Here is an 18,989-nt window from a genome sequence, read left to right as displayed (position 1 = left end):
GGGCACACGTGATCCGCAGCCCGGTGGGGCGGCTCATGAGCCGCCCCACCGGGGTCTGGGCGGGTTAGGGCGAGACGATGAGGCCGTTGGTCAGGAGGGCGACGGCAGCAGACAGCTGCTGGGGCGTCACGAGGACGGCCAGATGGGCGGAGACCGACTTCTGCCCGTGCGAGGCTGTGTCGAGTGCTGCCTGAACCACGCGGCGCACGTCTTCCGTGACGTGCATGTGGGCCTCGGTGTGCGACAGGTCCGCAGCCGTCACCTGACCGCGGCCCATCATCTGGTTGGCTCGGGATGCGACGTCGAGGACGGTGGAGGGATCAGCCGGGCGGGCGGGGGAGACGGCGGAGATGTTCACGCCGCCAAGGGAGTTGCGGAAGCGGGCCGGGCAGCGCGCGTGGAGGTTGCAGGTGAGTTCAGCAGCGAGGTCGCGCACCGCCGGCAGCCCGTACGTTTCGGCCAGAAGTGTCATGTGACCGAGGGCGGAGTGGAGGTTGCCCTGCTTGACGTGGGCGATGTAGGCGTCGGTGATGGCGCGCAGAACGAGAACGGGTGCGGTCGAAGAGGTCAACGGACCAGGCTCCTTGCCATGTGAGTGGGTTGAGGGTCGGCAACGCGCACCGTGGTCAGCCAGCGGTTCGGCATGTGCGGTGGGTGCCGGCCGTCATTAGGGCCTTGGAACAGGCATTTCGCCGAGCCCTCGCGAGTAGGAGGGCGATCGCTGCGCCTCGGGCCATGAAGTTGTTCGCCCTTCGCCGGACAGGCGCAGACGTCGCCTCACTGCTGCTTCATCCGGTCGGCATGGAGCAGCCCGGTCGGCTGGGGGTCCTGTGAGCGGTCCAGCTTCTGATGAGGTCGGGCTGTTGCCGCTCTTCCACGCACGGAGGGTCCGCACGCCGGCGGGGCACCCCGCTTCGGCAGGCGCCTTGGCGCGGGCGCCGCGGGGTTGGTCGCGGACAAGTCGTAGGCACGTGCAGAAGCGCGCCCTCCCAAGCCGGGGCCGAGGCCCTGGTCCGGGAGGGCGTCTCCGCGTGAGCTACGCGACCCGATCGACGTGAGCGAAGATCACAGTTCCTTCGGAGTCGACGTTGAAGCCACGTTCGCCAGAGTGGTGGACGAACTGGTACGTCCCTGGGGTGACGTTGACGACGGTGTCGCCCGAGTCGAGCGTTTCAGGCTCCCCGCCCATCGAGAGCCAGTGCTCGTAGTCGGCGAGGGCATAGGACCAGATGTCCGTGCAGATCTGAGCCAGGCATGTCTCCTCAGGGATCGATGGAGTCTCGTCGTTGTCGAAGTCGATCCACGGAGTGGCGATGATGTAGCGGTCCTGCTCCGTGCGGTAGAGACCCAGACTGCGATCGCTCGCGGGCCCGAAGGCGCATCCGATGGCGGCCATCGCCTTGATGGCTCTGTCCCGGCCAAGTACGCAGTTGTAGTCGACCAGGGCGTCGTCCCCCCAGTTGTAGACGGGACGCAGGTTGTCGGAGACGAGGAGCTTGCCGGAGGGCACGCTCAGGGTGATCGTCGTAGTGATTCCGTCCGGGTGGGAACAGGGTTCCTGCACGTGGGCGGCTTCCTCGATGACCTCATAGGTGGGGTGCTGACCGCAGATACGGCAGCCGCCGAACGGGAAGCCTGCGGGGAGCATCTCCCCGCTGAACACATGCACCTCCGCTTCATTGTTCACGAACTGGTGCCCGTTGGCCTCGCTGATCGGCAGTCTCTTGTTCCTGATCGCCATGAGGCGTGGCTCCCTGCGGTGTGGTGTCCTGCCTGGCACTGAACGGACTGGGCCAGGCAGGCGCGCTGGTCGATTCGGCTGTAATTAGGCACCCCCCACGTCCTTGGGTCCTCCGCGGCGCGAGATGCGAACACGGCAGGGGTCCGCCCCGCCGGGTGGCGTTGCCACCTGGTGGCCTTGCTGGGGGACAGCTCCGCAGCGCAGGAGCCCGCCTCCTCGTCCTCGGTGACGGGGAGAGTAGAGGGTCCTACTCAGGCTGCTGGGGCGATCATGGTTCCGGTGTTCTCGTCCGGCTGACTGAGGCTGATGACCTGCTGAGCCACTTCCGTGATCTCCTCGCCGTGCGATACGACCAGGGCCGGCCAGCCGAGTTCGGAGAGGCATGTGAGGACGGCTCGACGGGTGTCTGCGTCGTGAGCTGCGGTGATCTCGTCCGCGATGATCATTCCGATCGCGTTGCCACCTGTGATCTGCTCGGTGATGCCCAGCCGGAAGGCGAGTGCGGCCGTGGCCTTCTCTCCTCCTGAGAGGACCCGGGTGGGGCGTACCGTGCCCTCGGCGGTGTGCACGCGCGGGACGAAGGCGTCATCGATCTCGAAACGCACGTGCCGGTCGGTGATCTGGGTCAGCACGTCAGTGGCCGCCTGTGACACCGCTGCGGTGTACTCGGCCAACAGGTCGCGTCGGAACTGAGCAAATGCCGCGGCGGCCTCGTGCAGGATGTGCGCCGTATGGAGCTTGTCGGCTTTCGCACGCATCCGGGCTTCGGCAGCCTCGTGTGCCTTGGCCAGCACGGTCGCGCGTTCGGCCGCCACCAGGAAGCGGGTGTTCGCCTCGGACGCCTCGGCGGCTGCCTGATTGTGTTCGGCGCGTGCTGCGGTCAGCGCGCCCGTTGCCTCGGCCAGCTCGTTGGCCGTGACGTCGGGGTGTGTGGTTTCCCGCGCGGCCAGGTCGGCGCGCGCAGCCTCCAGCTCAGATTCAGCGTTGGCCAGCTGAGTACGCAGACCGTGTGTGTGCCGAGCCTGGACGAGTTCGGTGCCGAGCTGCTCGATGGCGGCCCGACCGGCTTGGAGGGCCCGCTCAGGGTTCGCCGGCCCGTCGAAGCCCGGGATGTGAACCACCACAGCGCTCACGGCCTCGTCGGCCGCGCGTCGTGCCGCCTCGGCCTGCTGCCGGGCGGCAGCCGCCTCAGCATGCACCGCGTCCAGACGAGTGGACAGTTGCGTGAGTTCCTGGCGCCGAGAGAGCAGCGCATCGTGAAGCTGGGCCGCCGCCTCCGCCTTCGCCTTCGCGTTCTTGCCGTCCCTGATGCAGCGCTCCCACTGGCCACGCAGTTCAGCGACCAAGACCCCCACGTTCCGCAGCGGCTGAACGCAGGTGGGGCAGCAGGCGGACTCGGCCGTGGTCAGCGCCTGTAGTGCCCGGCTGAGGCGGGTGTACTCGCCCTTGAGCGCCCCGCGCCGCTGCTCGTACTCGGTGTGCTGCTGCTTCGCCGATTCGATGCGCCGGTCCAGTTCCGGGTCGGCGAGCCGGTCGACCTCGGCTCGTGTCTGCCGCACTCGGCCGTCGATTGCGGTGGCATGCTTTTCGGCGGCATCGGTCTGTTCGACAGCTCGCTCGGCCGAGTGGACAGCGTCCCGCAGGACGTCCAACTGCCGAGTGAGGACCTCCGGTGTGGGAGTAGTACGGCCGGCCCGGCGCAGCTCCCCGGTCAGAGAGGCCACCCGCCGCTCGCACTGCTGGACCCGCTCATCAGCACGGGCCCGGTTGATCCGCTCCTGTTCCGCCAGCCGGTGCCGCCGCTGTACATCCTGGGCCTGCTCCTCGGCGCTACGCACCCGGTCGGCGGCCTGGCGCGCTGTCTCGGCAAGCTGCTCATGCGTCTCGTGAGCCTCAGCCGCCTGCTGCTGGGCCTCGTCGAGCGCGCGGCGGGCCTCATCGGTCTCCTCACGGGAACCGGGCATGGCTGCCGCCAGTTCCTCGGCCCGGCGGGCCTCGGCGTTCGCGATATCGACCTTCTTCGTAAGGTCGCCAAGCCCGGTCTGCTCTTCAAACAGCTGCTGGACCTGGGCGGGAGTGCCTTCGGCCAGCCCGGTCAGTTCGCCCTGTGCGATGAAGAAGGCCCCGCAGTAGGCCCGGCCGGTCAGTCCGGTCAGCTCGTAGATCTTCGTGGTGAGCTTGCTCGGGCTGATCTGCGGTTCGTCCTGGCCGCGGCCGGTGGCTCCGTTGGTCCACCAGCGGGCGTACGCCTCCTCTCGTACGCCGCCCCGGTGGTTGCGCTGCCGCAGGCCCCGAAGGGCCCTGTACCGCTGCCCGTTGAAGATGAAGTCGACTTCGGCTTCGCACGGTTCACCGTCCGCGCCGGAGCGGCGCATGTCGGCCTGCTTCAGTCCTCCGGGGACCTCGCCGTACAGCGCCCACACCATGGCGGACAGGAAGGTCGACTTCCCCGAGCCGACCGGCCCGTGCAGGGCGGTGATGCCGGTGTCGGGGATGGTGATCTCGCCGTGCCGGACCGAGCGGATGTTGCGGACGCGTATCCGGATGGGGGTGATCATGCGACTGCTCCGTCCGTGGGGCGGATGTTGACGCGCAGAACGGTGCTGGAGTCCCGCCCGGGAGGCGTCTGGATCCGGGGTGCGGCGAAGTGGAGGGTGCGCAGAGCCGACACCAGCTTCAGCTGCGGGGCGTCGCACTGGTGGTGCTCGGAACCCTCCACGTACTCGCCGTCCGCGAGCGCGAGGCTCCCGGCGTGAGCCCAGGCCGCGTCATCGGCGGCGACCCGGGTGGTCTCCGCGTCGGGACCGTTGGCGTACACGATCAGGGCAGGGGCGTTGCACGGGCAGGACCAGGCGTAAGTGCACACCAGAAGGATCGGCGTCGGGTCGTCCACGCTGGCGTGGCCCAGCAAAGTGGTTGTCTGCGCGTGCGGCTTCCACACACCGCTCCGGTACTCGTCCTCGTCCACCGCCTGCATGTGCCGCTCCGAGCCCGGGGCAGCATTGCTCATCCAGCCGACGGCGCGCAGCTGCCCCCGGTCGGGGTGCCGGGTGACGAGCTCTACTTCGAAGATCCGAGCATGCCCGAGCGCCTGGTGGGCGGCGGCGTCGGTGTAGGTGCGGAACGGCTCGAAGAAGTTTCTGGTGATCGTCAGGCTGGGAGACATGCCGGGTCCTTCGGGGCAGGGTCGCGAGGTGATGCCCGAAGATCACCATTTGACGAGGTACGGCGCGAGAATCCGCGAATCTGGCTCTGTGGTCTCCGGCCCTCATCGTCGAACCGTCCTTCTCACCTCTCGCTGTGGAGGGAGAAGTGGGTGGTCAGCGCCGATGATGACGAGACCGACCATGACCCCGAGGCCGAAGCCGCCCCTGGCCGTCCAACAGAGGGCCGGCCAGGGCGCCGGGACCGCGCAGGGCAACCGGACACCATCATCGGACGGAGGTTCCTCCGCTTGATCGGACGAGGTCGGCGGTGACGACGACACGCTTGGACGAGCCGTTGGCCGGCCAGCACGTGACGAGCGTCAGCACCGGCTTGGTGGGAGTGGCAGTGGGCTTGCCCGGTACCTGGGCGATGACGTTCACGTTGCTCGGGTCTACGGTCTGAACGGAGGCCACCTTGTACGTGTAGGTGACGCGGTTCGCCGTCGTGACGGAGATGGCCGCACCGGGCTTGATGCGGTCGATGTTCTTGAAGGCGGGGCTTGCCACGCCGGAGCGGTGGCCGGCTATGGCGTAATTGCCGATCTGTCCGGGACGTTCTGTGCCGGGGAAGTGCCCGACGCCGGCTCGTAGCTGTCGGCTGGTCACACCCTCGTAGACGGGCTGGGCCCAGTCGTTGCCGAGCGCTGGGATGCGCAGGACTTCGGTGACTGCACCGCCGCCCCCTGTGGTGGGGTTTCCGCCGACGCTGTGGGGGCCGCTGCCTTTCGGGTTGGAGGAGGACCAGGTGTCCAGTGCGGCGGATGCGTCGGACTGGGCCTTGACGGTCTGGTCCGGCACTTTCGGGTCGCCGCCGATGGGCTCGTCGGCGGCGGGTTCGTCGGGGGTGGCGGAAGTGGCAGAGGAAGTGAGCGGATCCGGGGCGGTCGATGTCGGCTCGGTGGCGGCGTGCTTCTGGGTGGCGGCGGACTGGTGCGCGCGGGTGGAGGGCTCATCGTCCCCGCGGGTCACCAGGACTGCGGTGGTTGCGAGGCCTGCGACGGTGATGGCGGCGATACCCGCGGCCAGGGCTCGTCGGTTTCGGCGCGGTCGGGTGGTCGGCTGTGCTGTGGGAAGGCTGTCGGGGCTGTGTGGTGCGTCAGACACGTGCGCTCCAGGGATGGGTCGGTGGGGCGCGGGCCGGGACGTGGACGTCCCGGCCCGCAGCGTCGGCGAGTGAGAGCCGTCAGGTTGTGGTCACGCGCCGGTCTTCGGCAGCTCGGTGATGTCCACCGGCCGCGGCTTCGGCTTCTCGGGCTGGGGGATCTTGACGTCGATGACGCTGACGTCGGAGGTTTTGCCGTCCACGACGGTCACGTTCTGGTCCACGGCGAGCTGGTAGCCCTCCACGGCCTGGACCTCGTGGATGGTGTAGGTGCCCGGCGGGAGGTTGTCGATCTGCCAGAGGCCCTGGCTGTTGGTGGTGCCCTTGGCCACCGTCTTGTTGGCCTCGTCCTTGACTTCGAACTGGACCCCGGACAGCGGCTTCTTGGTGTCGCTGGCGGTCTTGAGGAGCTTGATGCTCCCCTTCAGCGCGTTGACGGTGATCTTGAGCTGGGCTTCGGCGCTCGTGGTGCTGCCGGCGACGAGCATCCGCTGTGCCTTGTCGTTGGCGGGCAGATGGGCGATCAGCGTCGAGGCGGGCAGGTTCTTGGCCACCGCCTTCAGCTCGACGGTCCCTGCCTTGGCGGGTGTGATGGTGGCTGTGGCGACCCCTTCGTCGTTCGTGGTGACGGTGCCCGCGCCAGCGACGGCGCCCGCCCCGTTGAGCTGGATCTGGACGCCGGGGACCTTCTGCCCGGACGCGGCGGTGACGTCCAGCGTGATGGTGGTCTTCTCGCCGGGCTTGAACGCGGCGGGGGTGTGCACGTTGACCTTGTACGGGCCGGCCAGCTTGCCCGCCTCGGTGATGAACCCCTCTGCCTTGGTCTTCACCTCCTTCGGAACGTTGGGGTACGAGACCCGCTCCAGGGCCCGCTTGCCGTTGGGCAGGGCGTACGTGCTGCCCTGCTCGAGGAAGCTGTACACGGCCGCGTCGACGGCCGCTGCCTGGCTATCGCTGGCGGTGTCGCCGTACTTGGACAGCACGTACGCGGCGCGGGCGGTGTTCTCCTTGGAGACCTGCCGACCGGTGGCCTTCGAGGTCCAGGTGGTGACCTCGGTGGCCTTGCCGTACTGGCCGCCGGCCGTTGGACCGGCGAGGGTCGGGTCGGCGCAGTAGGCCCGGCCGGTGATGCCGCTGACCGGGGCCCCCGGCGCTCCGTACGCACCCAGGTGGGAGGCGTCCGGCTTGTTGAGGTCATCGGGGATGGCAAAGCCGGGGCCCCATTTGTCCGCTGCGACCGCGCTGGGGGCGGCGCCCAGCGCGGTCGCGCCGACCAGGAGGGCTGTGGCGAGAACGGTCGAGCGGCGCAGCGTCCGGCCCGGCGCCGGGCGGCGTGTGTTCAGGGTCAAGGTGTTTCTCCTTGCCGGTGGGGCCGCAGTTCAGCCCCGTCTGCCGTGCAGCATCGTCGGCAAAGCGGACACCTCCGCCCCGGCGGGTTCAGTCGGTGATCGCAGCCTCGCTCGACGAGGCGGAGGTGGGGGTGATCTCCTTGGCCCATTGCAGGGCCTTGGTGCGAACCGGCTCGGCGATGACGTCGGGGATGCCCATGCGCCGGGTCAGCTCGGCACTGCGGGTTTCGAATTCCGTGCCGTAGTCCGTGATCCGCCCTGTGATCCGGCGCTGCCGTCCCAGCGTGCTGTCCGCGTCCTGCGCCTGGGTGGGGTGGGGGTAGTCGATCTGCCAGGACGCGGCGGCAGAGGCGAGGCGGCTCCATCGCGGCTGGAGGGCTCGCAGAGCCGCTCGCTGGCCGGGGGTGGTGCCGCTGATGCGCTGGCGGACGATCGCCCCGGCGTCTCCGGTGAGCTTCGCGCTTTCGGGGTCTTCCAGTTCCAGCGCGGCGATGCGGTCGGTGATGAGCTGGTCGATGTCCTCGGTGGTCAGCTCGGCGGCGTTGATGACGGGAAGGTCGTGCTGAGGCCGCTGCCAGATGGTGCGGGCTTCGACGTGGACGCGGCCGGTGTCCTCGACGGTGACGTGAAGCCAGCCGCGCGGGCCGAGGTCGTCGGAGAAGCCCCGGGTCAGGGAGGAGCCGGTGTACCAGACCTGCCCGGGACCGTCGTGGTCGTGACCAGGTACAGCGCCGAGGGAGTGGTAGTGGGAGAGCAGCAGCGCGTCCCATCCGCGGTGGGCCCACTCCAGGGGGATGGGGCGTTCTTGCCCCTCGGGGTTGATGCAGTGGTAGAGACGGCCGTCGGCTTCGAACGTGCCATGGCAGACGAAGAGGTTCACGTGGCCGGGCAGCGGGACGGGGTCAATGTGGATGCCGGCGTCGGCCAGGGAGCGGTCCAGGCCGTAGTGGGACACTGCGTGGATGGCAAGGCCGTCGGTCGGCTGGTGGATCTCGTACAGGCCCGGGTAGGGGCCGGTGCCGTCGCCCGGGCCACGGCGAGGGTCGGGGTAGACCGCGTGCATGCCGAGATCGGGTCGGTGCATCGTGCCCATGGCCGAGATGTCCGTTCCCGCGCCAGCGCAGTGGTTGCCGCTGTTGCCCAGGCCCCAGATGTTGGCTCGGGCCCGCAGGTCGTCAACGCGGTTGGCGTGTTCGACGTCGCGCGGCAGGGGCCGGGCCCGGTGGGTGAGGTCGCCCCCGTCGATGATGCCCTGCACCCCAGCGTCGAGCATGGCGCGCATGGTCAGGTCGTGGGCGAGGTGCCCGTCGACAACGCGCTGGTTCCAGCGTGTCTGAGGGTGCAGTCGCATCCGGGGGTTGTGGTAGCCGAGGTGCTGGCAGCCTCGGATTCCCAGGGTGTAGGCCACAGTGGGTGCCCTTTCTGGTGTGGGTCCCGCCTGCGCTGTGGCGGGGCATGAACCGGGCGGTTCATGCCCGGCGACAGTGCACCGTGCCGGACATCTGGTCACGCGGCCGCGAAACTTCTCCCGGCGGCGCCTTGGCGGTGGGGGCCGCTACCGATGGGGTCTTACGCCGGGCGCGCCGTTGTGCCTTCGGAAGCGGAACTCTGGCGCCAGGTGATGAGTTTCAGGATCTGGTTGGCCAGCTTTTCGGCTTCGGTATCCGGCAACTGCACTTCGATCTGGCGGCCGGCCGCCGTCTTCGGACCGTCCGTGATTTCGGCGGTGAAACAGATGTGATTGTGTGCCTGTCCCTCCGCCGTGGCATGGCGCAGCAGTTCCTCTTCGGTCATCTGCTCGGGGGCCGATGCACGGGCGGCGGCAGATACCCGGGTGGCGAACGCGCGGGGGAAGGCGAAGCTCGTCACCTTGGCGAGCCAGGGATGCCCGCTCCCACGGGGGCGGCGTTGTCGACGATCGATGTCGATCTCCAGCAGGCTCAGTTCGGCAGCCTCGGTGATCTGGGCAAGGGTGGTGCCCTTCCCCCGGGACAGGGTCAGGAGCTCCCGCAGTGCGGTCTCGGCGAGCAGAGCCGAAGGGGTGGCGTGCCCGCTTCTCACTGTGCCGGTCCTTCGAGCTGGCGCGCCCTGGCCGTGAGGGGACTCCCAGATGGCTGGGTGGAGTCGAAGTTGGCCAGCTTGGCCCGGAGCTCGTCCTTCTCCACGTGCTTCCAGAGGATGCGGCCGCTGTCGTGCCGGTACTGCTCGGCGTAGTGCTCGCCGCCCGTTCCGGTCCCCGCAGGCCAGTGCTCCACGATGGTCACCTGGAAGGGCTGGCGCAGCCCTTCCAGGGTGAGGCGGATCGCGGCGGCGGCCGTCTCGATACTCATCGTGGGTTCGGTCGTCTCGGTGACCACAGCGAGAATGTGCTGCTCGTCCAGCTGCCATATGCGGCACGGACGCCACACGAGCTGGTTGTCGTTGCCGAGGTAGCAGACGGGTGTCGAGTCGATCAGAGGGGCTAGCACCGCGGTCTTCCTCCTACTGGAGGGCTGAGAGCCCGTACTCTGCGGCGTTCTCCCCGTCGTACGCCTGCGCCGGCGAATCTGCGGTGCGCGGGTCCGCTGCGGCCGCCGGGACGCCGACGGCGGATATCTGCAGCGCCTCGTCCACCAGGTCCCGGGCGGCCTCCAGGTTCTTGCGCAGGTCCGCGATCTCACCAGCCGGGCACACCGTGAGGACAGCCAGGCTGGCTTCGATGCCGGCGCGGGCTTCCGTCAGCTTTTCGGGGCTGGCACCCACGCTCTTGTCGGAAGCCAGATCGGTCACTGCCTTGAGGTTCCGCTTGATCCGGGCGGTGACCGCGCGCAGGGCAGCTTCGATGGCCTTGGGCTGACCAGCCGCGAGGAGCGCGTCTCGCTCTGTCAGGTCGAACTGGACGAGCTGTACGGGCTGAGGCATGAGACAGGTCCTAACCGTCGGAGTAGGCGCCGTCGGGTGATCCCGAGGCGGCGCCTACTCTGCCTCCCGATCCGGACAACCCCTTCGAAGAGCTGCGTCTTCGGTGAGAACCCGTCTCTAGACCGCTATCGCTCATCTCTCACTGTGGCGAGACCAGCGGGTGGTCAGCAACACAACGATGGCGAGGCCGACGACGGCTCCGATGCCGATACCGGCAAGGCCGCCCAGTACGGGGCCGGTCAGGTCCGCACCGGGGTCGGGGCCGACGGCCGAGGAAAGCAGCGCCGGGCCTTCGGCCGCGACCAGGCCGAGGAGCAGCACCGGCAGGCCAGCCGTGGGGTTGCCGTGGCGGTGACCGGAGACGGCCGAGATCAGCAGCGCCGCCCCCGTTGTCGTAGCGAGCACGACGCCGGCGTAATACGGGCCGGTGACGGACAGGTCCACTTCTCCTCCTGGAATCAGGCCGCAAGCGCGGCCAAGCGTATTGGTCCGGACTGACAAAGCGGTTCAGAGACGGTTTCTGAGGCATCGGCTCGGGCGGGGGACTCGCCGGTCGACCACCGGCAGGGGGGCGGAGCGTATGCCCTGCCGTCGCGGCGTACATCGGCCGTCGCGCGGGCGCGCGACGGCCTGGATCGTCCTGGTCTGCTGCCTCTCACCTGCTCGGCAAGAGGGAGCTTCGAGGTGGTCAGCTGGCGGTGAGCACGTAGACGTGCGTATGCAGGGCGGCGTCAGCGACGGCGTAGCGGGCGTAGAGACGGCCGGTGGCGCGGTGGTAGGTGATGGACGCGCGCTGGTGCCTGGCCAGGGTGCCCTGCAGGGATGCGCGTACGGAGGCCAGGTTGAGCGGCGTCGGGTTGCGCCGCTGGATGCCCCGGTCGTTCCCCAGGAACGACTGCATGCCGTTGAGGGAGACGGTGTACAGCAGCGCTCCGGCCGCCGGGCGGAAGACCAGCGCGTCGAGGGCTTCGCGTGTGGCGCAGCTGGTGCCCGGCAGCGGCCGGTGGACGGTTGGGAGGGCGGGAGCGTATGTGCCGTCCTCCGACGCGAGGACGGTGCGGATCGCGTCGTCGGAGCGGCTGCTGTGCTGATCGTCCAGTGTGGCCCACTGCCCTGCGTGGCGCAGGCCCCGGCGCCACATTGTCCCGCTGGAGCTGACGACGTCGCCGTCAGTGAAGCGCATGGCCACGAGGTTGGTGTGGGAAGCGGTGGTCATCTTCGGCTCCGTTCGTCGCTGCGGTGATGTGGTGCAGCGTGCCGCCGTGCAGCGCCGTTTCCCATCCAGGGCGAAAACAGGGAAGGCCATGGGTGCGCTTCGCAGAGTGATTCGTTACGTGCGCACCTGACTCGACGCCTTGTCCCGCTTGTAGGTGTGTGCGGGCCGCCCGCTTGCCAAGTGCTGCTCATAGGTGCGTGCACCGCACTTGCACACGATCTCGTCCATCACAGGAGGCCGAGGGTGGGCAGCGGGCCAAGGCCGTCATGGCGCAGGAGAAGGGCCTGTTCACCGTCGGCCCACCCCCAGCAGCGGACAGTGTCCCGGTGTTCGTCGGTGGCTCGCACCTGGATCCGCCGTCGACTGCCGACCAGAGGGTCTCGCTCGAGGTCGGGGTCGAGAACCACCAGGCGCGTTCCAAGGCTGTAGACGAGTTCGTCGCCCGCCTTGACGTGCTCAAGGAGCGCTGCCTCGACGTACTTCAGGGCGAAGTCGTAGTGCATGTAGAGATTGGCCCGGCGGTGCCAGGCCGCGACAGACCGGGCGTCCGCCCCGGTGCCCGGCACAGGCATGTTCAGCAGCGTGCGCTGGTTGCGAAGGTACGCGGCCCGGTGTGTGGCAGGCAGGGTGGCGGTAGAGAGCAGTTCCGTCACCTGAAGCCTGAGGCCTCGGCTGTCAGTCTGGAGCAGGGCTACCTGGACGCCGAAGGGGGTGGAGTAGACCCGGTGAACGAATCCAGTGGCCCGGTGCGGGCCGGTGGCCTTCTGTCCGACCCACGGCGCACGGTCCTCCTGGCACAGGACGGGGCGGCTCAGGTGCATGGGGTCGTTGAGAGGCAAGGGTTCGGATACCGCCAGGCTCATGATCTCTCCAGTGTCGGGCTGCCGTGTTCGACCGAAGATCACCAGCTGCGCCTCGGCAACGCGAGGTGCAGCGAATCGGCATCCGCCGTGGGGAGGCCTGCCGCCGACCCAGGAGGGCCGGCGGCAGCTGCCAGCACGTCGGCTCACCCGAGGTGAGCCGACGAATCGATCCGCGTGGTCCGCGGTCTCCTGTGGCTGCATCAGTGGGCTTCGCTGGTACCGCCGTTCGGCCCGACTGCCGTGGTGCCGGAGGGGATCTCGACGCGGTAGAACCCGATCAGCGGGTCCTTCTGCTCGGTCCAGGACCCGAATTTGACGGGGGACTTGCTGTTGGCGGCGTGGATTACCTTCTTGGTGGCCGGGTCCCAGACCATGGCGACGTGGACGGGGTTGGACTCGCTGCCGAAGAAGACGAGGTCGCCCGCCTGCACCTGGTCGGCCGGGACCTTGTGTTTGGACAGCTTGGAAAGCTGGGCGGTGGTGTCCCCTCCGATGTTGAGCTTGCCGCCGGTGGCCTGGTAGTAGGCCCACTGAGTGAAGGAGCTGCAGTCGAAGTCGGCCGGGTGGTCGCCCTGGAGACGGCGGGCACCGTACAGGTAGGTCTTGCCGAGACCAGTCTGCGCCCAGGCGAGAGCCGCGCGTACGACCTCGGAGTCCGCTGCCGGCAGGGGCCCGGTAGCACCGGCGCCGTCGGGGATGACGATCGCACCACCCGAGTCGGCGGCGCAGGCCTGGGCCTGGTCCTGGGCCTCGGCGTACTGATCATTGCCGTAGGTGGGCGAGGCTGTCGTCTTACCGCTCATCCAGTCCTTCGGGTTGACCGGGCCCGGGCCGCTGTTCTGCCCGGGCCTGTGCGGATCGCGGACACCGGGCAGGCGGACTTCCCAGTGCAGGTGGGCACCGGTCACGTTGCCGGTGGCGCCGACGTTGCCGATGTGCTCCCCACGCTTGACCTCCATGCCGACCCGGGTGCCGAACGTCGACTGGTGGGCGTACCAGGTCTGGACTCCGCCCGCGTGTTCGATCTTGGTGAGGTTGCCGTAAGCGCCTCCGTCACCGACGAAGATCACCTTTCCGTCGGCCGGGGCGTAGAAGCGGACACCACTCGGGGCGGCGAGGTCGATGCCGGTGTGGCCGGCCGACCACCGTCCGCCGCTCTGTCCGAACTCGGCGGTGAAGGTGAAGGTGCCCTGCTTCATGGGCCACTGCCACCCGACCGAGTTGACGCCGGAGGGTCCGCCGCTGGACGGTGTGCCGCTGCCCGGCGTGGGGGTGGCGATCTGCGTCGCGGGGGTGGTGGATGTCCCGGGGGCGGAACCGAGCGGAGGCGTCGACCAGCTCTTGGCCGGAGCGGACTTGATCTGTGCGGCGTTGGTGACCTTGGCGTTGAAGTCGTTGACCGGCTCGGGGATGCCGGAGGTCTTGCCGAGAGTCGGGAAGGATGGGTTCTTCTTGATCGTGTCGGCGAGGTGCTTCTGCCAACGCTCGATCATGGTGCTGTCGCTGGAGAAGACGCCCCGGTATCGGGCGGACTGGGTGGTGACGACCCGCATGTAGGTGGTGTTGGACACCGTGGAGCCCGAGTACCGGCGCAGCGCGTTCCAGGAGTCGGTCTCGGCCTTGAGGGCGTGGATGTAGTTGGCCGCGGCGAATGCCGCGTCCTCGACGTTGTAGCGGTCCTTGGCCTTGTCGCCGTTGCCGTCGTCGCCGTAGCTCTGCCACGCCGGGTCACCGAACTGGAGGATGCCCTTGTAGCCCATGCCGTTGTCACCGCCAGGAGCAGCGGACGGGTGCTGGCCGTAGCGGGTCTCCTGGTACATCTGGCCGGCGATCAGCGTCCAGTCGAGGCCCGGGTACCGGGCGGCGGCCCGGATCGAGGCGAGCATCATCCGCGGGGGTATCTCCGCCCGCGCGGTGTCGGACGGGAGGTACATGCCTTTGCCGGGCATGATCGGGTTGTAGGCACCGCCGCCGGGGACGCCGGTCGAGCCCTGCTGTGCTGAGGCGTCGTCCAGGCATGCGGCCTCTGCGGACTTCGATCCCAGGACTCCGACGATCGCGCCGAACGCGGTGAGGAAGGCGACGGCGACAGCGCAGAAGGCGGCGATGCCGGCGAGCAGCCACCACTTCCAGCGTTTGCCTCCTCCGTACCTGCCGGCGGCGCGCGCTGCCGCCCGGCGCGCGGCGGCCGCCGCTATCTTCCGTGCGGCGAGCGCGGCGATGGGGGCGGCCATCAGCTGTTCTCCGTGGTGCCCGCGTCGCCGACGCTGGCGAGCTGCAGGCCGGAGATCTTCCACTCGCCCTTGGTGTAGGTCGCGGTGATCTGGAAGTCGGTGCTCTGGCTGGTCTGCTCTTCCTGGTGGAGGCGGACAGTGGTGGAGGCGAGGGTGGTCACCGACCGGCCGGCGCCGTCGACGGGCGCGTTGCTGATCACGGTGTCGCGCTTGAGGTCGGCTGTGGCGGTGGAGGAGCACTTCGTCCGCTCGCACTCGGCCCACGCTCGCCCGGTGGGCAGGGTGGTCTGGTCGACGATGGCCGGGGAGCCGTCGGTGAGCTCGCGGGCCTTGGCCGTCCAGGCGGCGGCGTCCGTGCGGTAGGTGTACGTGCCGAGGGTGATGAGGTACTCGCGCATCACCGTGTGGGCGGCCGCGAGTTCTTGGGGTTCGATGACGGCTGGGACGGAGTCGACCGGCCCGGCCGGCGTGCTGGGTTCGCTCGTGGTGTCCGGCGCGGGAGCAGTGGTGTCCTTCTTCTCCCCTTCGGGGCTGCTGCGGTTGAGGGTGACCGCCAGGCCGACGAAGGCGGCCAGGGCGATCAGGGCGGCGGCGATGATGACGGCGCGGCGTCGTTCCACGGGGACTCCCTGGGACGGTCGGGGGCGTTGACGCCCGCGACCGTAGGGAGCAGACCGGACACCTCCTGGGGAGCTCGTGCGGCAGCTGCTTCAGCGGTGCCCGTTAGGCTGCTGCGGCTCCGCGGGTGGGCCACCACTCGTCGTGGTCTTCCTGCCGGCACAGGGCGCACCGGCCGTCGTGTTCTGTGGTCATCCCGCAGGTGCAGTTGCTGATCGGTCGTACGTCGACCGGCAGCTCCTCGCCACGCAGCGCAGCGAGACATGCCGGACAGAGCCCGTCGGGGAGATCGGTGCCGGCGGCCAGGCGGAGAGCCTCGTCGGGGACGACGGCCAGTCGTCCGCAGGAGGTGGGGAGCAGGGCGCCGGGAGGCGGGGCACCGAGGGATGCCGGCGTGGGGAGGATGTGCCGGTACCGGGGATCTGCGTCAGCGTGGGGGCTGTACGGATTGGGTGCGATGGAACTCATGGGGGCTCTTCTCATGCGGTGCGGGTGAGGGGTCAGCGTCAGCGGGAGTGCCAGGAGCGGTGTCGATCGTTTCGGAGGCTTGGGACTCGTCCTCCTCGGTGGGGTCGGGGACGACTTTCAGGCGGCTGCGCTCTTTGCGGAGCGCGGTGATGTAGACCCGCACGGTGTTCTCGGTCAGCCCGAGGCTGGGCGCGAGACGCTGGGCCAGCTTCCGGGCGGACAGGTCCGCGTCTGGCGAGGTCAGGGCGTCGTAAGCCGTCTTCACAGCGGCGCGACCGTCTGCGGGTGGAGCAGGGGGTTCTTCTTCCTGGGGGGACGGCGGCGGGTCTTGCTGCGCGGCGGTCGGGGTGCCTTCAGGCAGGTCGGGGGGTGGTGGTTCCTCCTGCGGGGTGGCGCTCGGTGGATCGGCTGGCGGCGGATCGGCTTGCGAGGTGGTCGGAGCGCCTTCGGACCGGTCGGGGGGCGGGGCCGGAAGTTCGGGTGCGTTGGATCGCTGGAGGACCGGTAGGGCATCGGCCTGCACGGGAACGCCGTACTTCGCCAGCCGCAACGGCATCAGGGCCTCGATGGGTGCTGTGTGCCGCCAGGCGGCCCCGTACCGCACTTCCAGCCCTGCTTCGTAGATCAGCCGGTCCTGCTCGAGCTTGATGACCTGGTCGTAGGAGCGAAGCTCCCAGAGCTTCATCCGACGCCACATCCGGAACGTGGGCACCGGCGACAGGATCCACCGGGTCAGCCGGACACCTTCCATGTGCCGGTCGGCCGTGATGTCCGCAATCCGCCCGACCGCATGTCGGGCGGCTTCGACTGTCACGACGAACAGCACGGGAATGACGGCGTGCATGGCTGTGCCGAGCGGGTCCGGCCACGCCGCCGCGGCGTTGAAGGCGATGGTGGCGGCGGTCAGGAGCCACGCCGTCTGCCGGAGCAGCGGGAACGGGATTCTGATCCAGCTCAGCAGCAGATCGAGGGCGAGCAAGACCACGATCCCCGCGTCGACGCCGATCGGGTACAGGCGGGCGAAGTCGCCGAACCCCTTGGCCTCCGCGAGGTCTTGGACAGCCGCGTAAGAACCGATGAAACCGATCAGAGCGATGATCAGGCCGCCGCCGGTGATCACAGCGACGAGAAGAGCGTGAGCGCGTGGGGCCCGGGTGGGCTGCGGCTGCTCTACGTCGGGCGGGGTCACTGGCGGGCTCCCAACAGTTCTGTGGCCCTGGCTGTCTCGCGTGGGGCATGGCCGCAGGTGCCGAGATCGCCGCGGTGATCAGTACGGGTGGTCATGCGGCGAACGGTAGGAAGCGAAGCGGACACCTCCCGTGGAGCCGGCGCGGCAGGGTTCCCTCTGGGCCGGTCGGCGTCCGTGTGGTCAGTCCTGGCGGCGGTGATCGCGCAGGAGAGCTGCGGCTTCCTCCCACCACTGGCGCCGAAGCTCCGGCTGTTCGGCTACCGCCCGGCACTGTCCGCGCTGCGTCCCCATGCCGCCGGTGAGCGGCCGCAGACACTGCGGGATCGCGGGAAGGAGCCTGTGGGCGTAGCGCTTGCCGCCGAGGAAGATGACCTCAGCGCTGTGCAGGCCGAACGTTTCGGCCTGCTGGCGGAGGTGGTCGCTGGTCACCGAGGAAGGGTGATCGATCGTCATCTCGTACGGGATGAGGGGCTGGTCGACCGTGACAAGCCCGTGCAACGCTGAGGCGATCAGGATCTGCGAGGGGCTGCTGGTAAGCGCTTCTGCGGCAGCGCGCAGCGAACGGTGGTAGTGCCCGGTGTAGAGCTTCCCAGCCGGCACTTCCTGCAGGCTGCCGTCGGGCTTGCGCTTGCGGGACTTGCGGGAACCACAGCTGATGATCACGATGCGACGGCGGTGCGGAGTGGGCATCAGCGTCTGCCCGGGCAGGTGTGCCGGGTGGGGCTGACGGCGTACGCGACCGCCACGATGCCGATCAGGGCTGTGACCATCATCGCGGCGAGGGCAACGAGGCTCATGAGTGTGGGGCTTTCTCCTCGGCGGGCCCGCGCGTAGGTACGGGCCCGCCCGGCGTGGATCAGGCGGCCTGGACGACCGGCTGCTGCGGCTGCGGCTCGAACTCGACAGCGGTACGGAGCTGATACCAGCGGTGGTCGTCGAGGATGATCTTGTAGATGCCGAGCAGCGCGTTCACCTCCACGAGGCGCGCGCCGGGCTCGTCCAGAGCCTTCCAGGCCGTGCCCGAGAGCACCGTCTTTCCGGCGTACTCGTTGTCGAGGCCGTAGTAGCGGACGTCGGTGAGCCGTTCGCGCAGGCGGCTGATGAGGAGCTCGTCGCTGGTGTCGATCGTGCGCATGGATGTGGTCTTCTCTCGGTCGGTTGGGGACGGCGCCTGGCTCGGCGCTCGTTGGCCGGTCTGTGGTGACGCCGGGGAACGTATGCCGGAGGCTGGGTGCCTACGGAGCGCGCGCGAATCCGAGCAGTCGGCTGTTGCTCAGCTTGTCGCTGCTGCCCTTTCCTCACGCAGAAGCTGGATGCGGGCGGCTTCCGCCCGGGGGCCGTGGACGATTCGGGCGAGCTGAGCGATACAGAGCCGGGCCCGCTCCAGGGTCGCCAGGGGGTCCACGACGGTGACCGTCCGACCGTCGACGTCGACCCGGAAGGTGTTCTCGCCGATGCGCCGCACCGTATAGCGGTGACCGGACAGGTCGCCCACAGTCCACCGGCCGTCGCCGTCTCCCTCAAGCTGTACGACGCTGCGGATCAGGTCCAGCGGGGTGAGTGCCGGATGTACTAGGTCGACGTGCTCTCCGAAGGCATCCGATGCCATCCGCCGGGTGGCGTAGTCACCAAGACGGCCACAGCCCTGCTCGGGGCAGGTGAGTCGGTAGGGCTGGGATGCGGGCCCGGTCTTACGGATCTGCGGTTGCAGCGGAAGTTGCGGCGCCGCCTGCTGTGGCTTCTCGTCGACCGGTTCTGCGCCGTCCTCTTCGTTCGCGGCGCCGGCGGCGTCCGTGTCAGCCGAGGAGGGGTGCGTCGGGCAGGCGCTAGTGTCACGCACGAACTCGAGCTGGACGCGGGCATCCAACTGCTTGTCGAAGTGGCATCCCGCGTTCTTGCACTGGGCCCGGTACTCACGTCCGGGGCAGTCCTCGCCCTTCCGGTGAGGACAAGGCTCTCCGTTGGCGTGCACGGGCTTGATACCGGCGCGGTGACGGCCCTTCACGAGAGGCCGGGCGTCGGCTGCGAGGGTGGGAGCGTGAACACTTCGCGGCTCCGTGCACCTGCCGTTGACGTTGGAGTGGGCGGGCATGTCAGTTCTT

Annotated in this window: 19 protein-coding genes; all 19 read right to left on the bottom strand. The window is 69.0% G+C overall.

The window, feature by feature from the left end; genetic code table 11:
- Positions 1–64 precede the first annotated feature (64 nt).
- Positions 65–571: a hypothetical protein gene (locus ACWD3O_RS08440; protein ID WP_451415263.1), complete on the bottom strand. Its 507-nt coding sequence runs from the start codon at positions 569–571 to the stop codon at positions 65–67.
- Between the two features lie 465 nt (positions 572–1,036).
- Positions 1,037–1,741 carry a hypothetical protein gene (locus ACWD3O_RS08435; RefSeq protein ID WP_451415262.1) on the bottom strand — a complete coding sequence of 235 codons (705 nt, stop codon included), beginning with the start codon at positions 1,739–1,741 and terminating at the stop codon, positions 1,037–1,039.
- A 251-nt stretch (positions 1,742–1,992) separates the two neighbouring features.
- The gene (locus tag ACWD3O_RS08430; RefSeq protein ID WP_451415261.1) at positions 1,993–4,299 is read right to left on the bottom strand and encodes an AAA family ATPase; all 2,307 of its coding nucleotides are present in this window, start codon (positions 4,297–4,299) and stop codon (positions 1,993–1,995) included.
- A complete protein-coding gene (locus ACWD3O_RS08425; protein ID WP_451415260.1) occupies positions 4,296–4,907 on the bottom strand; it encodes a hypothetical protein in 612 nt (203 codons plus the stop codon). Before ACWD3O_RS08425 ends, ACWD3O_RS08430 begins: the two co-directional genes overlap by 4 nt.
- 265 nt (positions 4,908–5,172) lie before the next feature.
- On the bottom strand, positions 5,173–6,051 hold the full coding sequence (locus tag ACWD3O_RS08420) for a sortase (protein WP_451415259.1): 879 nt from the start codon (positions 6,049–6,051) through the stop codon (positions 5,173–5,175).
- A 90-nt stretch (positions 6,052–6,141) separates the two neighbouring features.
- Positions 6,142–7,398 carry a SpaA isopeptide-forming pilin-related protein gene (locus ACWD3O_RS08415; RefSeq protein ID WP_451415258.1) on the bottom strand — a complete coding sequence of 419 codons (1,257 nt, stop codon included), beginning with the start codon at positions 7,396–7,398 and terminating at the stop codon, positions 6,142–6,144.
- An 88-nt stretch (positions 7,399–7,486) separates the two neighbouring features.
- Positions 7,487–8,749 carry a hypothetical protein gene (locus ACWD3O_RS08410; protein WP_451415257.1) on the bottom strand — a complete coding sequence of 421 codons (1,263 nt, stop codon included), beginning with the start codon at positions 8,747–8,749 and terminating at the stop codon, positions 7,487–7,489.
- A gap of 218 nt (positions 8,750–8,967) precedes the next feature.
- On the bottom strand, positions 8,968–9,459 hold the full coding sequence (locus ACWD3O_RS08405) for a hypothetical protein (RefSeq protein ID WP_451415256.1): 492 nt from the start codon (positions 9,457–9,459) through the stop codon (positions 8,968–8,970).
- Complete coding sequence (locus tag ACWD3O_RS08400) at positions 9,456–9,866, bottom strand: hypothetical protein (RefSeq protein ID WP_451415255.1); 411 nt, start codon at positions 9,864–9,866, stop codon at positions 9,456–9,458. Before ACWD3O_RS08400 ends, ACWD3O_RS08405 begins: the two co-directional genes overlap by 4 nt.
- A 13-nt stretch (positions 9,867–9,879) precedes the next feature.
- On the bottom strand, positions 9,880–10,299 hold the full coding sequence (locus ACWD3O_RS08395; protein WP_451415254.1) for a hypothetical protein: 420 nt from the start codon (positions 10,297–10,299) through the stop codon (positions 9,880–9,882).
- Positions 10,300–10,431: 132 nt separating this feature from the next.
- The gene (locus tag ACWD3O_RS08390; RefSeq protein WP_451415253.1) at positions 10,432–10,743 is read right to left on the bottom strand and encodes a hypothetical protein; all 312 of its coding nucleotides are present in this window, start codon (positions 10,741–10,743) and stop codon (positions 10,432–10,434) included.
- Positions 10,744–10,987: 244 nt separating this feature from the next.
- On the bottom strand, positions 10,988–11,515 hold the full coding sequence (locus ACWD3O_RS08385) for a hypothetical protein (protein ID WP_451415252.1): 528 nt from the start codon (positions 11,513–11,515) through the stop codon (positions 10,988–10,990).
- A 227-nt stretch (positions 11,516–11,742) separates the two neighbouring features.
- Positions 11,743–12,378 carry a hypothetical protein gene (locus ACWD3O_RS08380; RefSeq protein WP_451415251.1) on the bottom strand — a complete coding sequence of 212 codons (636 nt, stop codon included), beginning with the start codon at positions 12,376–12,378 and terminating at the stop codon, positions 11,743–11,745.
- A gap of 200 nt (positions 12,379–12,578) precedes the next feature.
- Positions 12,579–14,612 carry a peptidoglycan DD-metalloendopeptidase family protein gene (locus tag ACWD3O_RS08375; RefSeq protein ID WP_451415250.1) on the bottom strand — a complete coding sequence of 678 codons (2,034 nt, stop codon included), beginning with the start codon at positions 14,610–14,612 and terminating at the stop codon, positions 12,579–12,581.
- Positions 14,612–15,232: a hypothetical protein gene (locus tag ACWD3O_RS08370; protein ID WP_451415249.1), complete on the bottom strand. Its 621-nt coding sequence runs from the start codon at positions 15,230–15,232 to the stop codon at positions 14,612–14,614. Before ACWD3O_RS08370 ends, ACWD3O_RS08375 begins: the two co-directional genes overlap by 1 nt.
- A 425-nt stretch (positions 15,233–15,657) precedes the next feature.
- Positions 15,658–16,818 carry a DUF2637 domain-containing protein gene (locus ACWD3O_RS08365; protein WP_451415248.1) on the bottom strand — a complete coding sequence of 387 codons (1,161 nt, stop codon included), beginning with the start codon at positions 16,816–16,818 and terminating at the stop codon, positions 15,658–15,660.
- A 249-nt stretch (positions 16,819–17,067) separates the two neighbouring features.
- On the bottom strand, positions 17,068–17,577 hold the full coding sequence (locus ACWD3O_RS08360; RefSeq protein WP_451415247.1) for a DUF6884 domain-containing protein: 510 nt from the start codon (positions 17,575–17,577) through the stop codon (positions 17,068–17,070).
- Positions 17,578–17,743: 166 nt separating this feature from the next.
- Positions 17,744–18,022, bottom strand: a complete 279-nt coding sequence (locus ACWD3O_RS08355) for a hypothetical protein (RefSeq protein ID WP_451415246.1) — start codon at positions 18,020–18,022, stop codon at positions 17,744–17,746.
- A gap of 138 nt (positions 18,023–18,160) precedes the next feature.
- Positions 18,161–18,979, bottom strand: coding sequence for a hypothetical protein (locus tag ACWD3O_RS08350; RefSeq protein ID WP_451415245.1), 819 nt, complete (start codon positions 18,977–18,979; stop codon positions 18,161–18,163).
- Between the last annotated feature and the right edge of the window lie 10 nt (positions 18,980–18,989).

The sequence above is a fragment of the Streptomyces sp. NPDC002640 genome, from assembly GCF_053592575.1.
The sequence above is the reverse complement of the archived record's forward strand: the minus strand, read 5'-3'. Positions and strand labels throughout refer to the sequence as shown.

What these genes read in the sequence shown, in the direction of transcription:
- ACWD3O_RS08435 (WP_451415262.1), bottom strand. Translation starts at nt 1,741, where the DNA reads ATGGCGATCAGGAACAAGAGACTGCCGATCAGCGAGGCCAACGGGCAC.
- ACWD3O_RS08430 (WP_451415261.1), bottom strand. Translation starts at nt 4,299, where the DNA reads ATGATCACCCCCATCCGGATACGCGTCCGCAACATCCGCTCGGTCCGG.
- ACWD3O_RS08425 (WP_451415260.1), bottom strand. Translation starts at nt 4,907, where the DNA reads ATGTCTCCCAGCCTGACGATCACCAGAAACTTCTTCGAGCCGTTCCGC.
- ACWD3O_RS08410 (WP_451415257.1), bottom strand. Translation starts at nt 8,749, where the DNA reads ATGCGACTGCACCCTCAGACACGCTGGAACCAGCGCGTTGTCGACGGG.
- ACWD3O_RS08395 (WP_451415254.1), bottom strand. Translation starts at nt 10,299, where the DNA reads ATGCCTCAGCCCGTACAGCTCGTCCAGTTCGACCTGACAGAGCGAGAC.
- ACWD3O_RS08385 (WP_451415252.1), bottom strand. Translation starts at nt 11,515, where the DNA reads ATGACCACCGCTTCCCACACCAACCTCGTGGCCATGCGCTTCACTGAC.
- ACWD3O_RS08380 (WP_451415251.1), bottom strand. Translation starts at nt 12,378, where the DNA reads ATGAGCCTGGCGGTATCCGAACCCTTGCCTCTCAACGACCCCATGCAC.
- ACWD3O_RS08375 (WP_451415250.1), bottom strand. Translation starts at nt 14,612, where the DNA reads ATGGCCGCCCCCATCGCCGCGCTCGCCGCACGGAAGATAGCGGCGGCC.
- ACWD3O_RS08360 (WP_451415247.1), bottom strand. Translation starts at nt 17,577, where the DNA reads ATGCCCACTCCGCACCGCCGTCGCATCGTGATCATCAGCTGTGGTTCC.
- ACWD3O_RS08355 (WP_451415246.1), bottom strand. Translation starts at nt 18,022, where the DNA reads ATGCGCACGATCGACACCAGCGACGAGCTCCTCATCAGCCGCCTGCGC.
- ACWD3O_RS08350 (WP_451415245.1), bottom strand. Translation starts at nt 18,979, where the DNA reads ATGCCCGCCCACTCCAACGTCAACGGCAGGTGCACGGAGCCGCGAAGT.